The organism is Wolbachia endosymbiont (group B) of Erebia ligea (assembly GCF_947179575.1).
In the GTDB taxonomy this organism is placed as follows: Bacteria; Pseudomonadota; Alphaproteobacteria; order Rickettsiales; family Anaplasmataceae; genus Wolbachia; species Wolbachia pipientis_C.
This window is the reverse complement of sequence record NZ_CAMXBW010000002.1, coordinates 336,682-358,946: the sequence shown is the minus strand read 5'-3', so window position 1 is coordinate 358,946 and position 22,265 is coordinate 336,682. Positions and strand designations below refer to the sequence as shown.

Annotated in this window: 19 protein-coding genes, 3 tRNA genes and 3 pseudogenes; 13 read left to right on the top strand and 12 right to left on the bottom strand. The window is 34.8% G+C overall.

The window, feature by feature from the left end; translation table 11 throughout:
- Positions 1 to 46: 46 nt before the first annotated feature.
- Both OM962_RS02280 and hemE read right to left on the bottom strand, forming a co-directional pair.
- Positions 47 to 1,240 carry a pyridoxal phosphate-dependent aminotransferase gene (locus OM962_RS02280; protein WP_264330672.1) on the bottom strand — a complete coding sequence of 398 codons (1,194 nt, stop codon included), beginning with the start codon at positions 1,238 to 1,240 and terminating at the stop codon, positions 47 to 49.
- 421 nt (positions 1,241 to 1,661) lie between these two features.
- Complete coding sequence (hemE, locus tag OM962_RS02275; RefSeq protein ID WP_264330671.1) at positions 1,662 to 2,678, bottom strand: uroporphyrinogen decarboxylase; 1,017 nt, start codon at positions 2,676 to 2,678, stop codon at positions 1,662 to 1,664.
- Positions 2,679 to 3,082: 404 nt separating this feature from the next.
- On the opposite strand from hemE, the gene OM962_RS02270 reads away from it, so the two are divergent.
- On the top strand, positions 3,083 to 3,901 hold the full coding sequence (locus OM962_RS02270) for a transporter associated domain-containing protein (RefSeq protein ID WP_264330670.1): 819 nt from the start codon (positions 3,083 to 3,085) through the stop codon (positions 3,899 to 3,901).
- A gap of 327 nt (positions 3,902 to 4,228) precedes the next feature.
- Positions 4,229 to 5,132: pseudogene (locus tag OM962_RS02265) on the top strand (IS4 family transposase); the annotation flags it as partial.
- 4 nt (positions 5,133 to 5,136) lie between these two features.
- On the opposite strand, the gene OM962_RS02260 reads toward OM962_RS02265, so the two are convergent.
- The 6 genes from OM962_RS02260 to OM962_RS02235 all read right to left on the bottom strand — a co-directional run bounded on the left by OM962_RS02260 (position 5,137) and on the right by OM962_RS02235 (position 9,167).
- Entirely contained in the window at positions 5,137 to 5,619 is a 483-nt protein-coding gene (locus OM962_RS02260) for an IS630 family transposase (protein WP_264330460.1), read from the bottom strand.
- Positions 5,620 to 5,647: 28 nt separating this feature from the next.
- On the bottom strand, positions 5,648 to 5,995 hold the full coding sequence (locus OM962_RS02255) for an IS630 transposase-related protein (protein ID WP_213864026.1): 348 nt from the start codon (positions 5,993 to 5,995) through the stop codon (positions 5,648 to 5,650).
- Between the two features lie 53 nt (positions 5,996 to 6,048).
- Entirely contained in the window at positions 6,049 to 6,513 is a 465-nt protein-coding gene (locus OM962_RS02250) for a hypothetical protein (RefSeq protein ID WP_211907603.1), read from the bottom strand.
- A 59-nt stretch (positions 6,514 to 6,572) separates the two neighbouring features.
- Entirely contained in the window at positions 6,573 to 6,926 is a 354-nt protein-coding gene (locus OM962_RS02245; RefSeq protein ID WP_214303161.1) for a hypothetical protein, read from the bottom strand.
- Positions 6,927 to 7,007: 81 nt separating this feature from the next.
- A complete protein-coding gene (locus OM962_RS02240; protein ID WP_264330669.1) occupies positions 7,008 to 8,891 on the bottom strand; it encodes a magnesium and cobalt transport protein CorA in 1,884 nt (627 codons plus the stop codon).
- Positions 8,892 to 9,091: 200 nt separating this feature from the next.
- Positions 9,092 to 9,167 (bottom strand) — tRNA-Ala (locus OM962_RS02235).
- Between the two features lie 299 nt (positions 9,168 to 9,466).
- Here OM962_RS02235 and OM962_RS02230 point away from each other — a divergent pair.
- Positions 9,467 to 9,539, top strand: a tRNA-Lys gene (locus OM962_RS02230).
- 17 nt (positions 9,540 to 9,556) lie between these two features.
- A complete protein-coding gene (gene nuoF / locus OM962_RS02225; RefSeq protein ID WP_264330668.1) occupies positions 9,557 to 10,810 on the top strand; it encodes an NADH-quinone oxidoreductase subunit NuoF in 1,254 nt (417 codons plus the stop codon).
- 64 nt (positions 10,811 to 10,874) lie between these two features.
- On the opposite strand, the gene tnpC is transcribed toward nuoF, so the two are convergent.
- The 4 genes from tnpC to nuoI form a co-directional block, all read right to left on the bottom strand.
- Entirely contained in the window at positions 10,875 to 12,227 is a 1,353-nt protein-coding gene (gene tnpC, locus OM962_RS02220; protein ID WP_264330459.1) for an IS66 family transposase, read from the bottom strand.
- A gap of 66 nt (positions 12,228 to 12,293) precedes the next feature.
- Entirely contained in the window at positions 12,294 to 12,839 is a 546-nt protein-coding gene (gene infC, locus OM962_RS02215; protein WP_264330667.1) for a translation initiation factor IF-3, read from the bottom strand.
- A 12-nt stretch (positions 12,840 to 12,851) separates the two neighbouring features.
- Positions 12,852 to 14,753 (bottom strand): threonine--tRNA ligase, encoded by a 1,902-nt coding sequence (thrS, locus tag OM962_RS02210; RefSeq protein WP_264330666.1) that lies wholly within the window; start codon positions 14,751 to 14,753, stop codon positions 12,852 to 12,854.
- A gap of 185 nt (positions 14,754 to 14,938) precedes the next feature.
- Positions 14,939 to 15,421 carry an NADH-quinone oxidoreductase subunit NuoI gene (nuoI, locus tag OM962_RS02205; protein WP_039950622.1) on the bottom strand — a complete coding sequence of 161 codons (483 nt, stop codon included), beginning with the start codon at positions 15,419 to 15,421 and terminating at the stop codon, positions 14,939 to 14,941.
- A gap of 181 nt (positions 15,422 to 15,602) precedes the next feature.
- On the opposite strand from nuoI, the gene mnmE reads away from it, so the two are divergent.
- The 9 genes and pseudogenes from mnmE to OM962_RS02160 all read left to right on the top strand — a co-directional run bounded on the left by mnmE (position 15,603) and on the right by OM962_RS02160 (position 22,254).
- Positions 15,603 to 16,931, top strand: coding sequence for a tRNA uridine-5-carboxymethylaminomethyl(34) synthesis GTPase MnmE (gene mnmE / locus OM962_RS02200; RefSeq protein ID WP_264330665.1), 1,329 nt, complete (start codon positions 15,603 to 15,605; stop codon positions 16,929 to 16,931).
- A gap of 47 nt (positions 16,932 to 16,978) precedes the next feature.
- Positions 16,979 to 17,066 (top strand) — tRNA-Ser (locus OM962_RS02195).
- 168 nt (positions 17,067 to 17,234) lie between these two features.
- Entirely contained in the window at positions 17,235 to 18,239 is a 1,005-nt protein-coding gene (locus OM962_RS02190) for an NAD(P)/FAD-dependent oxidoreductase (RefSeq protein ID WP_264330664.1), read from the top strand.
- Positions 18,240 to 18,889: 650 nt separating this feature from the next.
- Positions 18,890 to 20,005: pseudogene (locus tag OM962_RS02185) on the top strand (phage terminase large subunit); the annotation flags it as partial.
- 51 nt (positions 20,006 to 20,056) lie between these two features.
- Positions 20,057 to 20,404, top strand: a pseudogene (locus OM962_RS02180) (IS630 transposase-related protein).
- A gap of 10 nt (positions 20,405 to 20,414) precedes the next feature.
- Positions 20,415 to 20,915: an IS630 family transposase gene (locus tag OM962_RS02175; protein WP_319606738.1), complete on the top strand. Its 501-nt coding sequence runs from the start codon at positions 20,415 to 20,417 to the stop codon at positions 20,913 to 20,915.
- 19 nt (positions 20,916 to 20,934) lie between these two features.
- Positions 20,935 to 21,243 (top strand): phage terminase large subunit, encoded by a 309-nt coding sequence (gene terL / locus OM962_RS07675; RefSeq protein WP_405196971.1) that lies wholly within the window; start codon positions 20,935 to 20,937, stop codon positions 21,241 to 21,243.
- 121 nt (positions 21,244 to 21,364) lie between these two features.
- Entirely contained in the window at positions 21,365 to 21,568 is a 204-nt protein-coding gene (locus OM962_RS02170) for a hypothetical protein (protein WP_264330662.1), read from the top strand.
- A 23-nt stretch (positions 21,569 to 21,591) separates the two neighbouring features.
- Complete coding sequence (locus tag OM962_RS02160; protein ID WP_405196970.1) at positions 21,592 to 22,254, top strand: ankyrin repeat domain-containing protein; 663 nt, start codon at positions 21,592 to 21,594, stop codon at positions 22,252 to 22,254.
- Positions 22,255 to 22,265: the final 11 nt, after the last annotated feature.

The window sequence follows — 22,265 nt, the reverse complement described above, 5'->3', positions numbered from 1 at the left end:
ATCAACTCTATCTTACTGAAATATTATATATAGGAATATTAAAAAGTTAACTTAGCATTTCGCATGCTTTAGTAATACTATCACATCCAATTTCTAATTGTTCCTGAGAGGTTGCATAAGAAATTCTGATAAAATTTTTCAGACCAAATGCAATTCCTGGAACAACAGCAACTAAATGATCTTCTAATAAATATTCGGCAAAATCAAGATCACTATTTATTACTTTACCACTTTTCGTACTCTTACCCAATAAACCTTCACATGAGACAAACAAATAGAATGCACCTTGTGGAATAGATGCTGACAAGCCTGAAGCAGAATTTAGCTTTTTTACTACAAAATCTCTACGGTCCCTAAAGATTTTTGTTCTTTCTTTCAAAAAACTATGATCACCGTTTAACGCTTCAACTGCTGCCGCTTGTGCTATTGAATTTGGGTTAGAAGTACTTTGAGACTGCAGTGTAGAAATAGCTTTTACTATATCACTCCTACCTGCAATATAACCTATTCTCCAGCCAGTCATTGCATAGGCTTTTGATACTCCATTGACCACAAAAACTCTATCATAAAGTTTTGGCTCAATCTTAGCAATGGTAAAAAACTTTTCGTCGTATACTATGTGCTCATAAATATCATCTGTAACAACATTCACATGTGGATGTTTAAGCAATACTCTCGCTATGCTTTTCAATTCATCATATGTATAGACAATTCCTGCTGGATTGTTCGGTGAATTAAGAATTAACCATTTAGTTTTCTCAGTTATATTGCTTTCCAGTAACTCCGGTGTAAGCTTAAAGTTTTGTTTGCACTCTACAATAACTGGCAGTCCGCCAAAAAGATTTACCATATCAACATACGAAACCCAATAAGGAGCTGGTATTATAGCCTCATCTCCAGGGTCAATTGTTGCCATAAATAAGTTGAATAACACCTGCTTAGCACCTGCGCCGACACAAATTTGGTTCAGTGTATATTCTAGATTGTTATCCCTTTTTAACTTATTGATTATTGCCCCTTTAAGCTCATGCGTTCCATCAACAGCAGTATATTTAGTTTTGCCTTCATTTATCGATTGAATAGCTGCCTTTTTTATATGATCTGGAGTGTCAAAATCCGGCTCTCCCGCAGCTAAAACGCAAATTTTCTTTCCTTCGCTTTTTAGTCTGTTTGCCTTATCGGTCACAGCAATTGTAGGCGACGGTTTTATCAGAGACATCCTCTTTGCAAGGTCTGACATAATCTCACTAAAGTTAAATAAAAATGATAAACTCTACACAACAAAAAAGCTAGAAGTTTTATTATTTTACATAAAGGTTGGTATTTTTGTATTCTTAAATATAGATATTAAAAAGCTTAATAAATTGAAAAAGGCAAATAAACCCCTGTATAGCGAGTTTTAATAATATAAATTGGCACTGTAATAATGTGCTAACGCTTAAAATAAGAGCGATTTGGCTGAATGTAGAAAAAATAAAAAAGACATGCAGCCGCTATAATTTTTTGTAATTTGCCAATAAATATTTGAGTTTTTTTACTGAATTTTGTCGTTGAGCCCAAAAACAAGGATGAATACTCTTATCGTTATAGTAAGGAAGAGAATGAGGTTTGTCAAGTAAGGTTTTCATTCCACCCTCATAAAGGCTTTTCATACAAGAGTTTTAGTAGTTTCTTACTAGGTCCACTAATTCAGCAATATTTTCAACCGGAGTATCAGGAAGCACTCCATGTCCAAGATTAAATATAAAAGGTAACCCTCTAAAACAATCTATTATACGCTTTGCTTCTTCAATTGCTTCTGACTTATTGTAGGCCAAAAGACTAGGATTAAGGTTCCCTTGCAGAGGAATTTTTAGATTTTCTTTCGCCCATTCTATTGGAACATTATAATCTATACTTACTGCAGATACGCCTGTTTGTTCGCAGTAATCTGTATAAAGATTTTCAGCAGAGCGCGGAAAACCTATTATTGGAAAATTAGGAAATCTACTCTTTATTGCCAAAACAATTTCCTTTGTTGGCTTGATGATGTATCTTTCAAATAGTTTTCCCTTCAATACACCAGCATTGCTGTCAAATAACTGAATAACATCTGCTCCAAACTCTATCTGTTTGATCAGATAAATAATTGTCGCTTCCGTTATTTTTTTTATTATTTCCTCTAGTGCCAATGGACAAAAATTTAGCACCTTGGAAAAAGTTTTACTACCACCGCCCTCTATGATGTATGAACCTACCGTCCACGGCCCTCCAGCAAAGCCTATAAGCGATTTTTCTTCTGGCAACTGGCTTCTTACTTCTTTTATAGCATTTAGGATTGGTAATGTGTTAGATTCAATTCCTTGTAGACTCTTCAATTCTTTAGCACTTTCTATAGGTCTTATTATTGGACCCACACCTCGAATAAAATTTACATTACAACCTAAAATGTCAGCTATTATCAAAATATCAGAAAAAATTATCGCTGCATCCATGTTGAACCTTCTTATTGGTTGTAACGTTAACTCTGTTACCAAATCTGTGCTATAACATATCTCCATGAAATTATTCATGTTTTCCACTGCCTTCCGATACTCAGGAAGAGACCTACCAGCCTGACGCATTAACCAAATAGGAACTTTTTCATCTGACTCGTTCTGGCTGATGATTCTTGCTATTTTTGCTTTACTTCTTTTCAATCTACTTTATCTACTTCTTATCTAAACTAAAGTATAACAGTAGTAGTAGTTCTATCAATAAATTGTTATTAACTTAAAATTCAGTAAAAGTTAGTATTACTTAGTTTGTGGATAAATATGTTAATAACTTCTCTATACTATTGATTTTCCTTTATGATTTATGTGTATAAGTAAGATGTCTAGAATGTTAGTAATTTTCTTTTATGGAAAAAAGCTTTACTATCATGGATTGTTATATAATTATGTATATGTCATTGAAAAAATTGTTGATCAATTGTTAGTATTTTATGTCAACAAATAATTCACAAATTAATTTGACATTATTCACATGCTTATTAAACATTTAATAACAGTTTTCTTGATAGACCTTATCTAAAGATATTTTCACCATTGAAGGGAATAAATTGAATAAGAAAAGAACTTTAGTAGAAAAAATAGCATACAGAATTTTTCTCTTTCTCTTCAACAAAACTTCTGTGTTAAAAAAATGTGCGACTGAGGCATTAATGGGTGATCTGTCAGGTCTTGACATACTTAATAGTCTATTAAAATTCCGTGATTGTAGTATCATGGATATAATGACTCCACGTAAGGAGATATGTGCAGTAGACATTGAATCGAGCAAGGATGAGGTAATAAAGAAGGTGAAAAACACTTACCATGCTAAGATACCAACTTATAAGAATAACTTTGACAACGTAATAGGCTTTTTTTACGTAAAAGATATCATTTTCAATAAGAATAAAGATTTTAATCTGAGAAATATTATACAAAATGTAATATTTGTCCCAGCCTCAATGAAAGCAACAAATCTTTTTGTTAGAATGAAATCTTCCAAGTCATATTTAGCTATTGTACTGGATGAATATGGTGGAACTGATGGTTTAATTTCGATAAATGATCTTATAGAAGAATTGATACCAAATATTGATAACGAGAATGAGGCAAATTCAGAACACACCATTACTGAATCATCTCAAAATAAGTTTGAAATATCGGCAAGGGCCCTTATAAAGGATATAGAAGAAAATCTAAAAATAGAGTTATGTGACTCTGAAGAGTATTATGCCACACTTAGTGGTTTGGTTCTTTCAATTGCTGGTAAGGTACCTTCTGTAGATGAAGTTATAAGATATAAAAATGGTATAAAATTTATCATCAAGGATGCAAATGAACGATACATTAACAAAATAATACTAGACTTAAGTGATTACAAAAATTAAATTCAATATTTTTTAGTGAAAGGTACTTTATCTTGGAAGTAGGGGACATAGTAGCCAGGTATGCAATTTAAACAATTTCTTAATATACAAAAGTTTGTAGTTCTATACGTTACTGTTTGATAATTAAGGTGGGAATAGTTTTATTGGTACAAAGTTATAAAAATTAGTTGTTTAAATATTTTTAGCGATCTGTAACTTTCAAAAAGGGAGTGTTAAATAAACCATACGCGTCAAGTTAAGAAGAAGTGAGGTAAAGTTGATGTAAAGAAAAGAAAAAGAAGATATAAGTTCTCTTAAATTTAACAAAGAAAACGGAGAACTTATACAATGAAAAGAATAGTTTGCATCTCAAAAAAGCTCAAAGAGTTTTTTAATGAAAAAGCAGATAAAATCTCAGCTAAAACAGGGTTCATAAAAAGAAAGAGGAAGCTAAAAGGCTCGTCGTTCATAAAAGCCATCGTTTTGGGTAATATGGGAGTTGATAATTGTAGTATAGAGACAGTGTGTCAATTATTGAATGAAGACTCGATAAATATAACAAAACAAGGTCTGGACTTTAGATTTACCAAGGAAGCAGTGGAATTCATGAAAAGAATGTATTTTAACGTTACTTAAAAATACCTTACAAGTTGATTGCAGAATCTTGAAGCACTTTGGAGGTATTAAATTATTAGACAGCAGCTATATTAGCTTACCTAACAGTATGGAAGACATGTATAAAGGTTATGGTACCAGCTACAGTGGTTATGAAAGCAATACTAAGTCTGGAATAAAGTTACAATTAGTTTTTGACTACCTAAACCAGACATTAGACCAGCTTAATATAACTTGAAGGAATAAGGTCAGATCAGGGTTATAGAAGCCATTTAAGCAATATATCGAGCAACGATTTACTAATATCTGATTTGGGTTATTTCGTGCCAAGTTCTTTTGAGCAGATCAGTCAAGCAGGAGCTTATTTTATCAGTCGTTATAAATCTGATACGAATATATATGATATAGAGACAGGTCAAAAAATAGATTTACTAGAACATTTGGAAGATCGATCTTTTCTAGAACAGGAGGTATTGTTAGGAAAAGAGACAAGGGTTAAAGTGAGAATTATATTTAAAAAACTAACTGAAGAACAAGCTATGGCTAGAAGAAGAAAGGCTAATAGGTTAGCAAGATCACATGATCTTCTCAAAGGAACCAAAAGTTACTAAATTGGTTGATATTTATAACTATAGTATTTTCTAAAATGGATGATAAAGTTCCATTATGGTATTACCAACCAAAAGCTGTAAGTCTGTATATTTATACATGAGAGGTCTGAGGCGGCTTTTGATGGTATGCCAACAGTATTCTATAGGATTCAAATCTGGTGAATATGTTGGAAGATACAGCAAATGACAGCCAAAAGACTCTATTAATGATTTTGTTTTAGTGGTCTTATGAAATGTAGCATTATCCATAACTATAGTTGTGCCAAGTGGCAATTTAGGTAATAACATCTTCTCCAACCATGTATTGAATACCTCTTTGTCACACCCACCTTTGAAAGTCATTGGTGCAATAAATCTCTTTCCAATCCACCCGGCTACTATACTGATTCTCTCTCGAGTTCTCCCTGGAATATCTGCATAAATTTTCTTTCCTCTTGGAGCGCGTCCATATTCTCGGTATAACTTATTATCAACTCCTGCTTCATCTATATATAAGATGCTGGAATGGTCTATTTTTGAGATTTTATCAATAAATTGCTCCCTATCTTCTTGATTGCGCTCTTGATATAGTGTGACTTTTTTTTAAAGTAATTTTTAGCTGTTTTAGTCTATACCAAATTGAGTTTATTCCAAATCCAAGATTTTGTTTCATCTCTGCCAGAGTATGATCTGGATTCTTTGTAACATATTCTTCGAGTATTTTGGGGTCTATTTTTCGAATAAAGCTACCGTTTTTAGATGGCTTGAGGCTTTCACCAGCAGCTTTCTTTTTTAACCAACGGTACAGAGTTGCTATTCCTATCTCCATAAGCTCTGCTACCTCAACCTTTGTCTTACCTTTTTCTATCATCAATACTGCCTTTTCCCTTAAATCCACACTATATGCCATTATAACTCAAATACTTTATTATACCTTTATCATTTACTTTAGGAAATACTATACTATAGTATATCAGAGTGAGTTGGTGCTTCCCATTCTACGTTATTATGGTCAATTATTGCTGCTTTTAATCCTTCAACTTCTCCCCTTAGGTGATCAAGTTCTTCTGCCCATGTTCTATAGTTTTTATTATTATCAATAAATCCATCCTGTTGAATTAACTCATTCAAATGAGATAAACCTTTGGCCAAGCGTTGGTTTGTATCAAGAGACTCTTTTCGAAGTTGTACTATGTTTTTCATAAGTGAGACATTCAAATTAGAAACAAACTTCTCATTTAAATCGTAGATTAACTTATCCATAACTTGATAGACGTAATGAATTGTTGCAATTTTATCTTCAATGTCCTCAAAGTTTGTGGGCTTAACTTTAACTTCTATATTGTCTATTTCTTCAAAGTTGAAATCGCTCATTTGGTTTATTGCTTCAAAGTTATTTTCGCTTTCTTGTTTACTGTTGTTACTCATGTTAGCTCCTATTGAAATAGCATATACAGACTGGTATGAGGCTGTTACTTTCTTATACTTTACAACATGTCATAATAGGGTGGTGCCTCCTCAGGTAACATATCATTTAATTTAGCGGTTAAATCTGCTAGATCTTTTTGTAACCCTTTACTTTTGTTGCCTATAATATCTTGCAAACTTGCAACTTTATCTTGCTCTTCTTTTAACATACTATTCAACCTATTAATAAGTTGTTCATTAATATTATTAGCTAATTCATCAAATGCTTTTTTAACAGTATCACCACTAACCGCTTTCTTAAAGTCCTGTATATCCTTACCACTACCTGTCTTAAGTGTAATAAGACCAAGAGCGCTTATAAGTTGTTCTTCATTATTAGCACTTTGTAAAAGGTTTTGCGAGTTCTCACTCATATAAATTACCTCCATAAATTATTAAAGTTTAAATTATTTTTTAGTTTCACATGCACACTGTTGATTTATCAATATCCAAGTTCACAATAAATGATCTGTTACTGCAAACTCAGCATTAACATCTTGAAGAACGTAAGTTGATGGATGTGCATCATTCCAATTTGCTTCACTCTCCTCAGGAAGCATTCGTTCAACCTTACTCATAAGGTCTTTTATTTTTTCATTTTGCTCGTTAAATTTCTCCTTCAATGCATCAAGAATAGCTTTAGAATGACCTTTACTATCAAGATTACCAATCACAGATATAACTTTCTCGTGAGGCAATTTGTGAATAATATCTTTAAGCTCTCCTGCACCTAAATTATCCAAAAGTTCTTTAAACTGCTCATGAGACATACTATGAGCAAAAGCTTTAAGTTTTTCTGGGTTGTTAACTAAAGACTTAACAACCATCTGAATCCTATCAGAATCATCAGTTAACTCTCGAGCTACTATTGCAAGTTTCTCATGGTCTAGCTTATTAATTAAATTATGTAATTTATCTCCTTCTAACATTTTTACTAGAGTTGGAAGTCGATCTTTTAATGCTTTATGTAAAAGAGTGTTGAAAGCTTTCTCATCTGCATCTTTTATTAATTCTACAAACTGATCATTGCTCATTGTATTAATAACTTCCTGAAACTGATCCATTTTCAAGTGAGGGAAAATTTCTTTTACTTGATCTAGGTTAAAGTCTTTTACTAAGTTTGCAACCTGATCCTTATTTAATAAGGGGACTATTATTCCTAACTTTTTTGAATCCAATGTGTGAGTAAGGGCTTGTAATTGATGATTGGTTAGATGATCCACTAAAGCTAGGAATTGGTTGTCTGTTAAGTTCTCTGCTAAAGCCTGCAACTGGTTTGAGCTCAACTTAGGAACGATTTTTTGTAATTGCTCGTTGCTAAAAGTATTGGCAAGAGTTTTGAGTTGGTTGCTTGTGAGAACCTGAGCAAAGATTTTAGTAAACGTGTTAGATGACATCATTTCTTCCAATCCATTAGACAATATTATTTCTTTCAAATTACTATAATCATTATATGATATACTCTTGTTTAGTACTACACTGTGTAAGAGGCTAATAGTAGGCTCTTCAGAATCTCTGTCTATCATATTTCCTTGATAATCTGACAAGTAAATTTGATAATCATCACCGCTATTTTCAAGTGTAATATATTGGTATTCCACTGGTTCTATAAGAATACATGAGGATCCTTCTAACGATGCGGGTTTTATGCTTACCAACCTGTCATTAAAGTATGCAAGAGAAAGGCATGGTATTGAAGCAATTACATTTTTTGCTTGGTCACAGACACTAATGAAAGGATACTGTATTATTCCCGGTCTTACTTCAAATTTTGGGTAAAGAACACGCATTTCATCATCTGCAATATTAAATGCAATAGAAAAGTTGTTTGTACCGTTCAGACTTTTTTTTGCCGATTCAAAATCGAAGCTAGAGTCGGTTTTAATTCTAGATTTTATTAAACATTCACCTGACTCTTTATCAAATATACTTAATTCGTAACTTTTGCCTTTTACCAGAGATAGTACTTCATCTAATTCTACTCTATAATAATTTCTATCATCATTAAAATTATTATCAACAGATCTTTCTTGCTTCATTGTACAGAGGTTTAGCTTTTTTCCATCTTCTTTCAGGCACAACATTTCTACAGTAAATGTCTTAACATTATATGGCACAATACCTTCTTCAAGTTGGCACATCTGCAAGGGTAAACTTAATTCTATTTCGCTTTCATCATCTAACGCTTCAAAATTCACTTTGGCAAGATTATATTCAGAATATTTTTTCTGCCCTGTACCGTAGGGAGATTGTCGAAACTGTTCAAAAATAGGAATATCGTTAGTATCACTAAAAGATTCTCCAGGCACCATTTTAAAAACATGTTTTTTTCCACTCATAAGTATTACCAAACCAATTTAATTATAGCTATTCTAACATTTATTGATTAATTTATTACTAAGTTGATATATATTAGAATCATAATAACAAACATCACTTGTGTTAGGAAAAGTTATAAGAAGAAATAGGGATTTTTGGGAAAATAGATTAAAATAAGCTGCTTTGACAGGATTTATAGTATCCTAGGGATAATATGGATTGGTGGAGGCAAGCGGGATCGAACCGCTGACCTTCTGCGTGCAAAACAGATGCTCTACCAGCTGAGCTATGCCCCCAATTCTTGCTTAAAGCATAAATCACTCACGCTGAAATGCAAGAAATATTTATCTGTTATGCTATTACTCAATAGTGCGCAAACTCTGCATTTATGTATAATTCTCTATCTTTTTAGAGTTGTATCTCAGCTTTGCCAAATAAATCTGTTAATTAACAAGAAATTTTCCTTCAAAAATTTTTAATTAAATTATCACTAACGCAGTATATTATATAATTTATTTAACCACGCATGAAAATTTTAGTTTGATTAAAACAGATAAAAACTATATTACTGTTTAGTATATCTGAAAAATAAAATGATCCCGTAGCTCAGCCGGTAGAGCAACTGACTTTTAATCAGTGGGTCACGCGTTCGAATCGCGTCGGGATCACTTAGAATCTTAAAAGCATGCTAAAAGAACAGGACAAAATATTCACAAACTTAAATGGTAAAGAAACACCACTACTTGAGGGTGCAAAAAAACGTGGTAGTTGGCAAAAAACAAAGAAATTACTGGATTTAGGATCAGAAAAAATCATTGAGGAAGTAAAGAAATCTGGCTTGAGAGGTCGAGGGGGTGCAGGATTTTCTACTGGCCTTAAGTGGAGCTTTATGCCTAAAAATCCTTCAAAAGCGTATTTAGTAGTCAATGCAGATGAGTCAGAACCTGGTACGTGTAAAGATAGAGATATATTACGATATGAGCCACATAAGTTACTTGAGGGAATTCTTCTAGCTGGCAGAGCGATCAGCGCATCAGTTGCATATATTTATATCAGGGGTGAATTTTATAATGAATATTTAGTTCTAAAAAAGGCACTTGAGGAAGCCTATAAAGAAAACTTAATTGGAAAAAATGCCTGCAAATCAGGTTATGATCTTGATGTATTCATTCACAGAGGTGCAGGAGCTTATATATGTGGAGAAGAAACAGCTCAACTTGAATCAATTGAAGGAAAAAAAGGCTTTCCTCGCATGAAACCTCCATTCCCTGCGGGTGTTGGACTTTTTGGCTACCCAACCACAATAAACAACGTTGAAACTATAGCCATGGTTCCAGATATTCTAAATCGCGGAGGAGAGTGGTTTGCATCTCTGGGTAAACCAAATAATACTGGCACTAAGGTCTTTTGCATTTCAGGGAATGTAAATAATCCATGTAATGTTGAAGAAGAGCTCGGAATTTCACTGCGTGAATTAATTGAAAAATACGCAGGTGGAGTGAGAGGAGGTTGGGATAATTTACTTGCTGTAATACCTGGTGGGTCTTCAGTCCCATTAATTCCAAAATCTATATGTGATACTATTGAAATGGATTTTGATTCATTAAGGGCTGCACAATCAGGGCTTGGTACTGCTGCTGTAATAGTGATGGATAAATCAACTGACATAATAGCTGCAATAGAAAGATTATCACATTTCTATATGCATGAGTCCTGCGGACAATGTACACCATGCCGTGAAGGCACTGGATGGATGTGGAGAATTATGAGAAGAATGGTAGCAGGAAATATTAAACCTGGTGAAGTAGATAAGCTACTTGACCTTACAACTCAAATAGAAGGGCATACAATTTGTGCACTTGGCGATGCTGCAGCTTGGCCAGTTCAAGGATTAATCAGACATTTTCGTCATATAATTGAAGAGAGGATAGTAACTTAACTTATACTTTTAAATGATTTTACTACTTAGCAGCTAAAGTTAAGTATCCGTTCAGAGGTGTGGTTTAAGAAACAACAGCTAGCAGGTTTTGAAAAGGGTTTAATTCCTTTTGTTTCCAAGTCAGATACAACGAAATTATCCGCTCAAGAAATCTATTCCCTCGCTCTGACTGTGCAAAATATGAATTCTTACGATAGACAACATAATGCCGTATCTGTCGCTCAACATGGTTATTCGTTAATGGAATATTCTCTGGGTCATCCAAAAATGTCCACATCATTGACTCGGATTTTATAATACCCTTTACCGTTCGTGAAGCTCCTTTTGCTTCAAGTATATAAGATATTTTTATCATGCAGTACTGTATGTATCTTCGTAATTCTTTAGCTTGCTTAGTGAACTTTGAAATACTAATTTCATTTTCTGACAAAGCGTTTTTTAATACAAACAATCCATTAGCTGCGTCTTTTAAACAATGGCCAAGTCTCATTACTTCACTATTCCAACTATGAGATAACCTCTCGAAATTTCTCAATAAGTGAGCCCAACAAATTTGTCGTTTTTCATCACTGAAGTGGTTGTAAACTGCATATCTGTCAGTAATTACCAGGTTTTTGTAATCACAAAATGCACTATTCTTTAAAAATTTCATTCCTCTTGTATCTGCTAACTTCATAAGACTTGCTTTATTGTTGGCAAACATCCAGCACCATCCCAATTTGCCTTTGTTGTAGTGACTGGTTTCATCAATATGCAAAATTTCGCTTGCTTTTATTTCTTCCTCTATTTGTTCATAGGCTTCTTTACATTTTGACGAAACCCTTGCTTCACTATTGGACACACTACCAACACTTATACTCATGTTAAAGATGTCTTTCATAATATTCGCTATTTCTCGCTTTGAATTCTTATAAAACCCACTTAGTGATGCAACTACTGACTTAACTCTAGGACCAAAGGTATCCGGTGTAACTCCTTCTGGTAATTTGCTACTCCTTCTTTTTCCGCATTTACGACAGCGACCATGTTCTAATTGATACTCAACTACGTAAGGCTTAATTTCTGGTAAATCAACTTTTTGATAGACATATGGTTTTTCCGATATTGCGATTTCTTCACCACACTCGCATCTATTTGGTAACTCTACCTTCACCACCTCATCTGCTTCCATTTTAGCTCGGCAATTCCCCTTATGTCCAACTTGACCACCTATCTTCCTGCCGCCCTCTGACTTATCTTCTGGTGTGTCTTTTTTTATTTTGTACAGCTCTTTTGAACTTGGTAAAGATGAATTCCTTGAGTTTAAGCCGAGTCTCTCTCTTAGTTCAGCATTCTCTATTTCTAAGATTTTATTTTTTTCTTCAATCTTTGCTACTTTCTGCTCTAAGTTTTTACATAACTCTACAATACTGATCAACAATTGAAGCATCTAGCCTTACTTTACTATCAACATTTTGTGTTATTACTACTTTAATATATTATGTCAATTGTTTTTTATCCTTGCCACACCTCTGAACGGATACAAAGTTAAAGAATATTGATTTCCTTCCCTTTTAGGTGCTAATTCTACTTTTGCAATATCTTCAGCGTCTCTAATTAGCCGTTCTAACTTTTTCAGTCCAACTTCAGTGTTTATAAGCTCTCTCCCTCTAAATCTCATTGTGACTTTAATTCTATGTCCATGCACAAGAAAATCCCTTGCTTGACGCAATTTTGTTTCGTAGTCGTGATCACCAATATTAGGACCCAGTTTAATTTCTTTTATAGTTAATGTTTTTTGTTTCTTTTTTGCTTCACTTGCCTTCTTTTTTATATCATACTTTTGTTTGCTATAGTCCAGAATCTTACATACTGGAGGAGTTGAATCAGGTGTGATTTCTACCAAGTCTAAATTAACACTTTGTGCAACTTCCAAAGCTTGTTCTATTGGAACAATTCCGACCATTTCACCACTATGATCAACTAAGCGTACCTCCTTAGCTGTGATGAGTTCATTAATTCTGTTTTTATTGTTCTTTTTGACTTGCAAATTTTAGCTCCATTAATTCAAATTAATAATTTTTAACAGCAATTCAGTAGCATTCTCCAAGGAAAAAGACTCCTGTTTTTCCGATCCTAAATTTCTCACTGACACAGTTTTATTTGTAACTTCATTTTTGCCTATGATCCATAATATAGTTACCTTACTTGAACTATGCAAACGTATCTTATAGCTAATTTTTTCATTGGTCAAATCAGTTTTGATTCTCACACCTTGTTCTTTTAAAACGTTGCTGATTTCTGTAGCATAACCGTCAGCCTCATTTGTAATGGTCAGAATAGCAAGCTGTGTTGGAGCAAGCCAAACTGGAAATTTTCCTGCATAATTTTCTATTAAAATTCCAATAAAACGCTCAAAAGTTCCAAGAATTGCCCTATGTAACATGACAGGGTGATGCTTGTGCCCGTCTGCTCCTATATAAAAAGCTCCAAGCCGCTCCGGTAAAATAAAATCAACTTGCAACGTTCCACATTGCCAATTTCTACCTATTGCATCTTTCAAAACAAACTCTAACTTTGGACCATAAAATGCACCTTCACCAGGATTAAGTTCATAACTAAGCCCTGCTTCTTTAACTGCTTCAAGCAGTGCTCTTTCAGCTCTATCCCACACTTCATCATTACCTGATCTAGTATCTGGACGGTCTGAAAATTTCACAGAAATTTCATTGAACCCAAGTTCTGAATATACTTCTTTTAAAAGGTCACAAAACTTTACAGTTTCAGAATTCACTTGTTTTTCCATACAAAAAATATGTGCATCGTCTTGCGTAAAACCACGCACTCGCATCAGTCCATGCAATGAGCCTGAGCTTTCATTTCTATGGCATGTGCCAAACTCTGCCATACGTATCGGTAAATCACGATAGCTTCTGATGTGAGAATTAAAAATCTGCACATGACAAGGGCAATTCATGGGTTTTATTGCTAGCTTTTTACTTTCAGATTCATCAATAATGAACATATTTTCACGAAACTTATCCCAATGTCCCGATTTTTCCCACAGCTCTTTGCTTACTAAAATAGGTGTTTTTACCTCAAAGTAGCCATTGTTCATTAACTTTTTTCTGATGTAAGACTCAAGAACATTATATAAAGTATATCCCTGTTCATGCCAAAAAATCTGCCCAACAGCTTCCTCTTGAATGTGAAATAAGTCCATATCCTTAGCAATTTTGCGGTGGTCGCGTTTTTCTGCTTCCTCCAGACGTTTAAGATAAGTATTTAATTCATCCTTATTTCTCCACGCGGTGCCATATATTCTTTTCAACATTGGGCCCTTAGAATTGCCACGCCAGTATGCACCTGCTACTTTCATAAGTTTAAACGCTTTAACTCTGCCAGTTGATGGTGAGTGCGGACCACGACATAGGTCTACAAAGTTGCCTTGTTTATAAACAGTTAGATTTTCGTTTTCTGGTATTGATGAGACAATATCAACCTTGTATCTTTCACCTATATCACTAAAGAAATCAATTGCCTGCTTACGAGTCCAAACTTCTCGGACGAATCTGTGGTTACTTTTTATAATTTCCTTCATTTTTTTTTCTATTGCAGTAAGATCGTCCGTGGTAAAGGTACGATCTGTAGCAAAATCATAGTAGAAACCATCTTGAATTGTTGGCCCGATAGTAATCTGAGTATTAGGAAAGAGCTCTTTTACTGCCTGCGCCATTATATGAGCAGCATCATGCCTTATTATATCTAAACCCGCTTCGTCACTCAGTTGTATTACCTCTATCTCTGTATCAGATTCAATTTCACGTGAGAGATCATACAACTCACCATTTACCTTAAAGGCAATTGCTTCTCTCAAAGCATCCGGTTGTAATATATCAAAGCCAGTGACTCTACCACTGTATTCTTTTACTTTTTGTTCGGCTAAAAAGGTAACTTTTATCATTCATTAGACCTTTTGTCATCCCAATGCTTGACACTGGGATCCATGTTTCTTTCTTTTCTAGATTCCAGCGTCACGCGCTGGAATGACACCAAAAGGTGAGCTACTGATCTTTCAGTTAAATAACAGTTGTACAAGAGATCTATTACATACTTGCTGTAAGAAATTTTAATTGTTGACATACCTAGTTAATAATACGGCCTATTCTTTTTTAACCTGAGTGCAATTGCTTCTTCCCAAACTTCACCATTACGCAATAGCTTTTCTTTATTGTACATTAGCTCCTCTCTTGTTTCAGTAGCAAATTCAAAGTTAGGACCCTCCACAATTGCATCAACTGGACATGCTTCTTGGCAAAATCCGCAATATATGCATTTTGTCATGTCAATATCATAGCGTGTGGTGCGGCGACTACCGTCTTCTCTTTCCTCTGCTTCAATAACTATTGCTTGAGCAGGGCAGATAACTTCGCATAACTTACAAGCTATGCATCGTTCTTCACCATTTGGATACCTACGCAACGCATGCTCACCACGAAACCTTGGACTTAAAGGGCCCTTCTCTATAGGATACCTCAAAGTAACCTTTGGCTTAAACATATATTTTAATGTAATAACAAACCCTTTAATTAACTCTACAAAAGACCAGTACCAAGCTAATTTCTTGAGCATAAAATATTTAAAACTTGTGTCAGTCATTATAAATCATATTATCAGTTTTCAAAATAAATATTTTTACCTGACAGTTTTTCTATACAATATGTTTACTAATACTGCATTAATATAAATTAGCAAAATAAGTCAAAATCTTTTAGATTAAGTCTTTTAAATTGCTAAGTAGTTTATATAAATAATGACAAACACAAATGAAACTATTTTCGCTTTGTCGACCGTATTTGGTAAGTCAGGAGTTGCAGTAATCAGAATTTCAGGCAACTACGCGCTTAAAGCTTTAAATCATTTTCATATTAAGAAAGAAATTAAACCAAGATTTGCTACTTTAGTTGATCTATATGATGATTCCAGTCAATTGATAGATAATGGAATAATCATCTATTTCCCTACTCCAAACAGTTTCACTGGCGAGGATGTTATAGAGTTACAAGTGCATGGAAGCAAGGCCGTCATAAAAATCATCTTGGAGGAATTATCAAAAATTTTCGTTATGGCCAGGCCTGGAGAATTCTCACTTAGGGCTTTTCTAAATGGTAAATTTGACTTAACGCAAATAGAAGGGATTGCAGACTTAATTGATGCTGAGACGAAAATGCAAGCTAAACAAGCGATTAAGCAGATATCAGGAGAATTGGAGAGACTATACAGCAATTGGAGGCAAAGATTAATAACGATACAATCCAAAATCGAAGCATATATAGACTTTCCAGAGAACATTTGGGCAGAAAAAAGTGAATTGGAAAAAATTAATAATAAAGTGCAATCTCTCGTGCAGTTGATACAAGAGCATTTAAATGATAATAGACGGGGCGAAAGGTTGCGTGAGGGTTTACATATTGTAATAACTGGTGAACCAAATGTCGGTAAATCAACTCTGTTTAATTTCTTAGCCAAGCGTGATATTGCTATTGTTTCTGAATATGCAGGCACAACAAGAGATATACTTGAAGCTCATATTGACATTGGCGGATACCCAATCATTCTCTCTGATACTGCTGGAATTCGTGAGAGTTCAGATCCAATAGAATCAGAAGGTATAAGTCGAGCGAAAAAAAGGTCTTTTGAAGCTGATTTAAGAATAGAACTATTTCCTTTTGAACAGCGTCATAATATCAATTGCAACGTTGTAAATAGCGATACTATTTATGTATTGAGCAAAGCTGACGATGTTATCAATGATCACAATATAAAAGTTAATGGCATAGATCTTTTACCCATTTCTATTCTAAAGGGAATAGGTACAAACAAATTGATCTCTCTCATAAAAGAGAAGGCAAAGGAAAAATTTGGGCATGATAGAGACACTCCTGTGATTACTCGGCAAAGACATAGGAATCACATGCAGAAAGCACTGGAACATTTACAGCGTTTTAATATCGATAATCCAATTGAGTTGATATCTGAAGACTTGAGGCTTGCTGCATTTGAACTTGGTGCAGTGATTGGAATTATTAATGTTGAGGAAATATTGGACAGTATATTTAGCAACTTTTGCGTGGGCAAGTAAAGCTTTTATAGATTGCTTAAAATCAAATATTGTGATAGAAAAGAAATGGACGGATGGCCGAGCGGTTTAAGGCACCAGTCTTGAAAACTGACGTACGTGATGAGCGTACCATGGGTTCGAATCCCATTCCGTCCGCACATCATCTCGCTACGATAGCTGATTTTTAGAGCTTATTTGGACTATGTGGTTCATAACGCTGGAAATCTTATCTAATCTAGCCACATCTTTTAAAAATACATCCCTTTGTAAATTGACCTTGTTAGCAAAGAAAGCTAATATCTATAAATAGATCACCATCTGAATATGGAAACCGATATCGTAATAATAGGTGCAGGGCCTGTTGCAATATTCACTGCTTTTCAAGCGGGAATGCTTGATATGAGATGTCATATAATAGATGTTTTGGATCAAGCAGGAGGACAATGCACAGCTCTTTACCCAGAAAAGCCAATATATGATATACCTGGTTATCCTGTAATTACTGCCCAAAAATTAATTGAGCGACTAATGGAGCAAGCTTCACCATTTGAGCCTGTTTACCATTTAAGTCAAAAAGTGGAAAAGATTTCAAATAACGAAGGTGAAAACTTTACTATCATAACGAACATAGGTACAGAGGTAAAATGCAAAGCCGTTATCATTGCTGCAGGTAATGGAATGTTTGAACCTAACCGTCCACCCTTAAGGGGTATATTAGAATATGAAAATAAATCTGTATTTTATAGTGTAAATAAAATTTCTGATTTTCAGGACAAAACTATAGTCATTGCAGGGGGGGGTGATTCTGCGGCTGATTGGACTGTAGAACTTTCTAAGGTTGCGAAGAAAATTTATGTGATACATAGGAGAAAGGAATTTCGCTGCACTCCTGAAACTAGAAATAAATTAGAATCACTTGAAAATGATGGAAAGATAGAACTGGTAGTGCCATATCAATTACACGAACTAGCAGGAGGTAATGGGCAGTTGAGAGCAGTGATAGTAAAAAACATTGCCTCTAAGGAAGAAAAAGAAATATCCGCTAATTTTTTGCTGCCATTTTTTGGACTGTCAATGAATCTTGGTCCAATAAACAATTGGGGTATACAGTTAGAACATAGCCGCATAGTTGTTAATTCAGCTACGCTTAGAACTAGTAGAGATAGAATATATGCAATCGGAGATATAGCTACTTATCCAGGCAAACTAAAATTGATACTAAATGGTTTTGCTGAGAGCGCCATGGCTTGTTATGACATATACAAAGTAATTCACAATTCTCCAGTTAATTTTCAATATTCAACTTCAAAGGGAATTCATGGAAATTAAAGAGTAAGGAGATCCATGAACCTACATGGAGTTATCTCAAGCATAAGGGAACACAAACGAAAAAGATTACTTTACAAATTTCTCCAACTCCCTTATCATGACAATAAGAGTATTTATCCTTGTTTTTGACCTGCAGGCTCAATGACAAAATTCAGTAAAAAAACTCAGGTATTTATTGGCAAATTACACAAAAATTATAGCGGCTGCATGTCTTTTTTATTTTTTCTACATTCAGCCAAAACGCGCTTTAAATAAGCGTTAGCACATTATTACAATGCCAATTTACATTATTATAGGGTCAAAACTCGTCACACGGGGATTCTTTTTCCTTTTTTTTTACTTGGTAAATTTCTTAATACTTATAACTAAAGCTTCAGGCCAGCACTTGATGCTGGAATCCAGAAATCTTTTGAGCACAAAAGTTATGCTAGGTTTTGTTGGTAAGAAACCAGTGTCAGCTACTCGGATGACACCAAAGGGGCACTTGGATAGAGGCTACTTGAATAACACCATCATAAGGTGAACCAGTGTCAAGCACTGGAATGACAAGGAAAGGGCTACTTGGATGACAAGAAAAAGGACGCTGATATGACACCAAAGAGGCTGACACCACCATAAAGTAAATTCCACTAACACTATAGGAGACTAACATGAACTTTTTAAAATTTATCGAACTATGCTTTCAAACGGTGATGCCGGGATGTGAGTATAACAATTATCAGTATATAAAAATTATAGCAGACAGGCTTGAAGCAGCAAGCACTGGTGAAGTGAAGCGAATAATATTCAATATGCCTCCGCGCTCGATGAAGTCTATGTGCGTGAGTGTTGCATGGCCCGCATGGATACTTGGTAATCAGCCAACCGCAAGAATAATAGTTGCAAGCTATTCTCAGCGGCTTAGCGAAAAGCATTCGCTTGACACCAGGTGCGTGATGCAGTCTAGTTGGTATAGAGTGCTATTTCCAGAGGTAGAACTATGCAAAGACCAGAACACTAAATATAAATTTCAAACAGTGCAGAGAGGATGTAGGATTGCAACATCTGTTGGTGGAACACTGACTGGTGAAGGTGGAGATTTTATCGTCGTGGATGATCCACTGAGTTCCTCTCAAGCTTTGAGCGAGACGTTTAGAAAACGTGCCACAAACTGGTTCGATCAGACTCTAATAACCAGGCTCAATGACAGGAAAAAAGGAGTTATCGTTGTTGTAATGCACAGACTACATCAAGAGGATTTGACTGGGCATCTTCTCTCCAAACCAAGAAATATATGGCATCATATTTGTTTGCCAATGATCTCTGAAAATAAGGAAATTATCTATTCAATCAAAAGATCAATTCTCCCTTCTCCTGTTCCTATTATTCAAGTAACTACAAATGAGTGCAAAAGCTCAACAGGCGCTACATCTTCAAGGATTTTATACTTAAAAAAGGAAGGTCAGCTGCTATATCCCCTAGATGTAGGAGAAATTGAAATGATAAAGGCTGAACTTGGGAGTTACGCTTTTGCTGCTCAATATCAACAAAATCCTCTGCCACTTTCAAGTGGTATAATTAAGCAAGAATGGTTGAAACGCTATAGAAATTTTCCTGACAATCTCTCACATATAACTCAGAGCTGGGACACTGCTGTTTCAACAAACGATTCTAGCGGCTTTAGTGTCTGCACTACCTGGACAAAGGTGAATAATAAGTTTTATTTACTCGATGTGTACCGTGCGAAGCTTGAGTATCCAAAACTTAAAGAACAAGTTCTGTCACTATAGTATTTCCTAAAGTAAATGATAAAGGTATAATAAAGTATTTGAGTTATAATGGCATATAGTGTGGATTTAAGGGAAAAGGCAGTATTGATGATAGAAAAAGGTAAGACAAAGGTTGAGGTAGCAGAGCTTATGGAGATAGGAATAGCAACTCTTGTACCGTTGGTTAAAAAAGAAAGCTGCTGGTGAAAGCCTCAAGCCATCTAAAACGGTAGCTTTATTCGAAAAATAGACCCCAAAATACTCGAAGAATATGTTACAAAGAATCCAGATCATACTCTGGCAGAGATGAAACAAAATCTTGGATTTGGAATAAACTCAATTTGGTATAGACTAAAACAGCTAAAAATTACTTTAAAAAAAAGTCACACTATATCAAGAGCGCAATCAAGAAGATAGGGAGCAATTTATTGATAAAATCTCAAAAATAGACCATTCCAGCATCTTATATATAGATGAAGCAGGAGTTGATAATAAGTTATACCGAGAATATGGACGCGCTCCAAGAGGAAAGAAAATTTATGCAGATATTCCAGGGAGAACTCGAGAGAGAATCAGTATAGTAGCCGGGTGGATTGGAAAGAGATTTATTGCACCAATGACTTTCAAAGGTGGGTGTGACAAAGAGGTATTCAATACATGGTTGGAGAAGATGTTATTACCTAAATTGCCACTTGGCACAACTATAGTTATGGATAATGCTACATTTCATAAGACCACTAAAACAAAATCATTAATAGAGTCTTTTGGCTGTCATTTGCTGTATCTTCCAACATATTCACCAGATTTGAATCCTATAGAATACTGTTGGCATACCATCAAAAGCCGCCTCAGACCTCTCATGTATAAATATACAGACTTACAGCTTTTGGTTGGTAATACCATAATGGAACTTTATCATCCATTTTAGAAAATACTATAGCTGCAAGATGGAAGCCACACTCAATTTTAATCGAAGCAAAAACAAGCGGTCAGCAATTGATTCAAGAGCTCAAGGCAATACCTATTATCGGGATAGTGCACACGGTGGCAAACTTGCTCGATTCCACCAGATTGTTCCGATAATAGAATCTGGCAAGGTTTTTCTGCCACACCAAGCAGTATGGCTCAGCGACTTTGAGTATGAGATTTTAATGTTTCCAGAAACCCGCCACGACGATCAAGTAGATAGCGCTGTGCAATACCTTCAGTGGATGAGAGATAGTAGCTTCAGGGTTGCAGCTATACGAACATTGTGATTCAAGAGGCAATAATTTGCTACCCACAATTTCGATTATAAGCTCATTTAAAATAAATATTGATTTCTTATTTTAATTATTTAAAAATTAAAATAAATTATTTAAGATTAGGGTAAAAATTATGACAATAAATTATCAGCAGTGGCGGGAAGTATTAAGTACGGTTAATAGTGATAATAAATTAGATAAAAGGAACGTAATTGAAAAAGTAAAAGAAGAGCTAAAGGCAAGCAATGAAGAGGTATTTAAACAGTGGGAAGAGAGTAATTTTTATGTAAATTATAATTTGAAGTTGGAGATAATGAATTCACATTATTACATTTAACTGCTAAGTTAGGCTATACGAGCTTGACAAAGGCTTTAATAGTAACAAAAGGGATAGATGTTAATATAAAAGATAAAAATAAAAAGACACCTTTACATTTAGCTGCTGAAAATGGTTATAAAGAGGTAGTAGATGCTCTGTTGGAAAAAGATGAAATCAGGATTAATGAACAAGAAGATAAGGAGGGATGGACACCTTTACATTTAGCTCTTATGAATGGCCATGCAGACGTGGTATACTCTCTCGTAAGAAACGGTGCGGATGTTAATATACAAGATGAATATGGAATGCCACCTGCATTTTTGGCTATTCGAAGAGATTATGTATTTACTTTGCCAAAAAAACGTGAAGGCTCCTATGTTAATGTGAAAAATCATGCTAGAACTGCTTCTAGGAATTTAGCTAAAGAGGAAAAACAACGTACATCAGCAATTGCGAAAGGTTTTTTTGCCGGTAGTACAACTGCATTATCAGGTGTTTTAATAGCGAAAGCACTTTCTGCAACTGGAATAGTTACAGCTGAGTCAAAACCCTCTACACCAATAGCAGTGGTTGCAGTTATAGCAACAGGACTAGCAGTTGGTGGTGCTACATATATGATGTTAAAGCCCAGTACTAAAGTTGATGGAGTAGCAGTCTTAATGGATGGGCGTCAAGAAGCTGCTAGCACTAGTAGGGTTACCTAGCGCGTATTCGA

Coding starts and splice junctions, on each gene's coding strand:
- thrS (WP_264330666.1), bottom strand. CDS start 14,753: ATGATAAAAGTTACCTTTTTAGCCGAACAAAAAGTAAAAGAATACAGT.
- terL (WP_405196971.1), top strand. CDS start 20,935: ATGGAAGCCACACTCAATTTTAATCGAAGCAAAAACAAGCGGTCAGCA.
- OM962_RS02250 (WP_211907603.1), bottom strand. CDS start 6,513: ATGAGTAACAACAGTAAACAAGAAAGCGAAAATAACTTTGAAGCAATA.
- nuoI (WP_039950622.1), bottom strand. CDS start 15,421: ATGCTCAAGAAATTAGCTTGGTACTGGTCTTTTGTAGAGTTAATTAAA.
- OM962_RS02190 (WP_264330664.1), top strand. CDS start 17,235: ATGGAAACCGATATCGTAATAATAGGTGCAGGGCCTGTTGCAATATTC.
- OM962_RS02240 (WP_264330669.1), bottom strand. CDS start 8,891: ATGAGTGGAAAAAAACATGTTTTTAAAATGGTGCCTGGAGAATCTTTT.
- mnmE (WP_264330665.1), top strand. CDS start 15,603: ATGACAAACACAAATGAAACTATTTTCGCTTTGTCGACCGTATTTGGT.
- OM962_RS02255 (WP_213864026.1), bottom strand. CDS start 5,995: ATGGCATATAGTGTGGATTTAAGGGAAAAGGCAGTATTGATGATAGAA.
- OM962_RS02170 (WP_264330662.1), top strand. CDS start 21,365: ATGACAATAAATTATCAGCAGTGGCGGGAAGTATTAAGTACGGTTAAT.
- nuoF (WP_264330668.1), top strand. CDS start 9,557: ATGCTAAAAGAACAGGACAAAATATTCACAAACTTAAATGGTAAAGAA.
- OM962_RS02245 (WP_214303161.1), bottom strand. CDS start 6,926: ATGAGTGAGAACTCGCAAAACCTTTTACAAAGTGCTAATAATGAAGAA.
- OM962_RS02280 (WP_264330672.1), bottom strand. CDS start 1,240: ATGTCAGACCTTGCAAAGAGGATGTCTCTGATAAAACCGTCGCCTACA.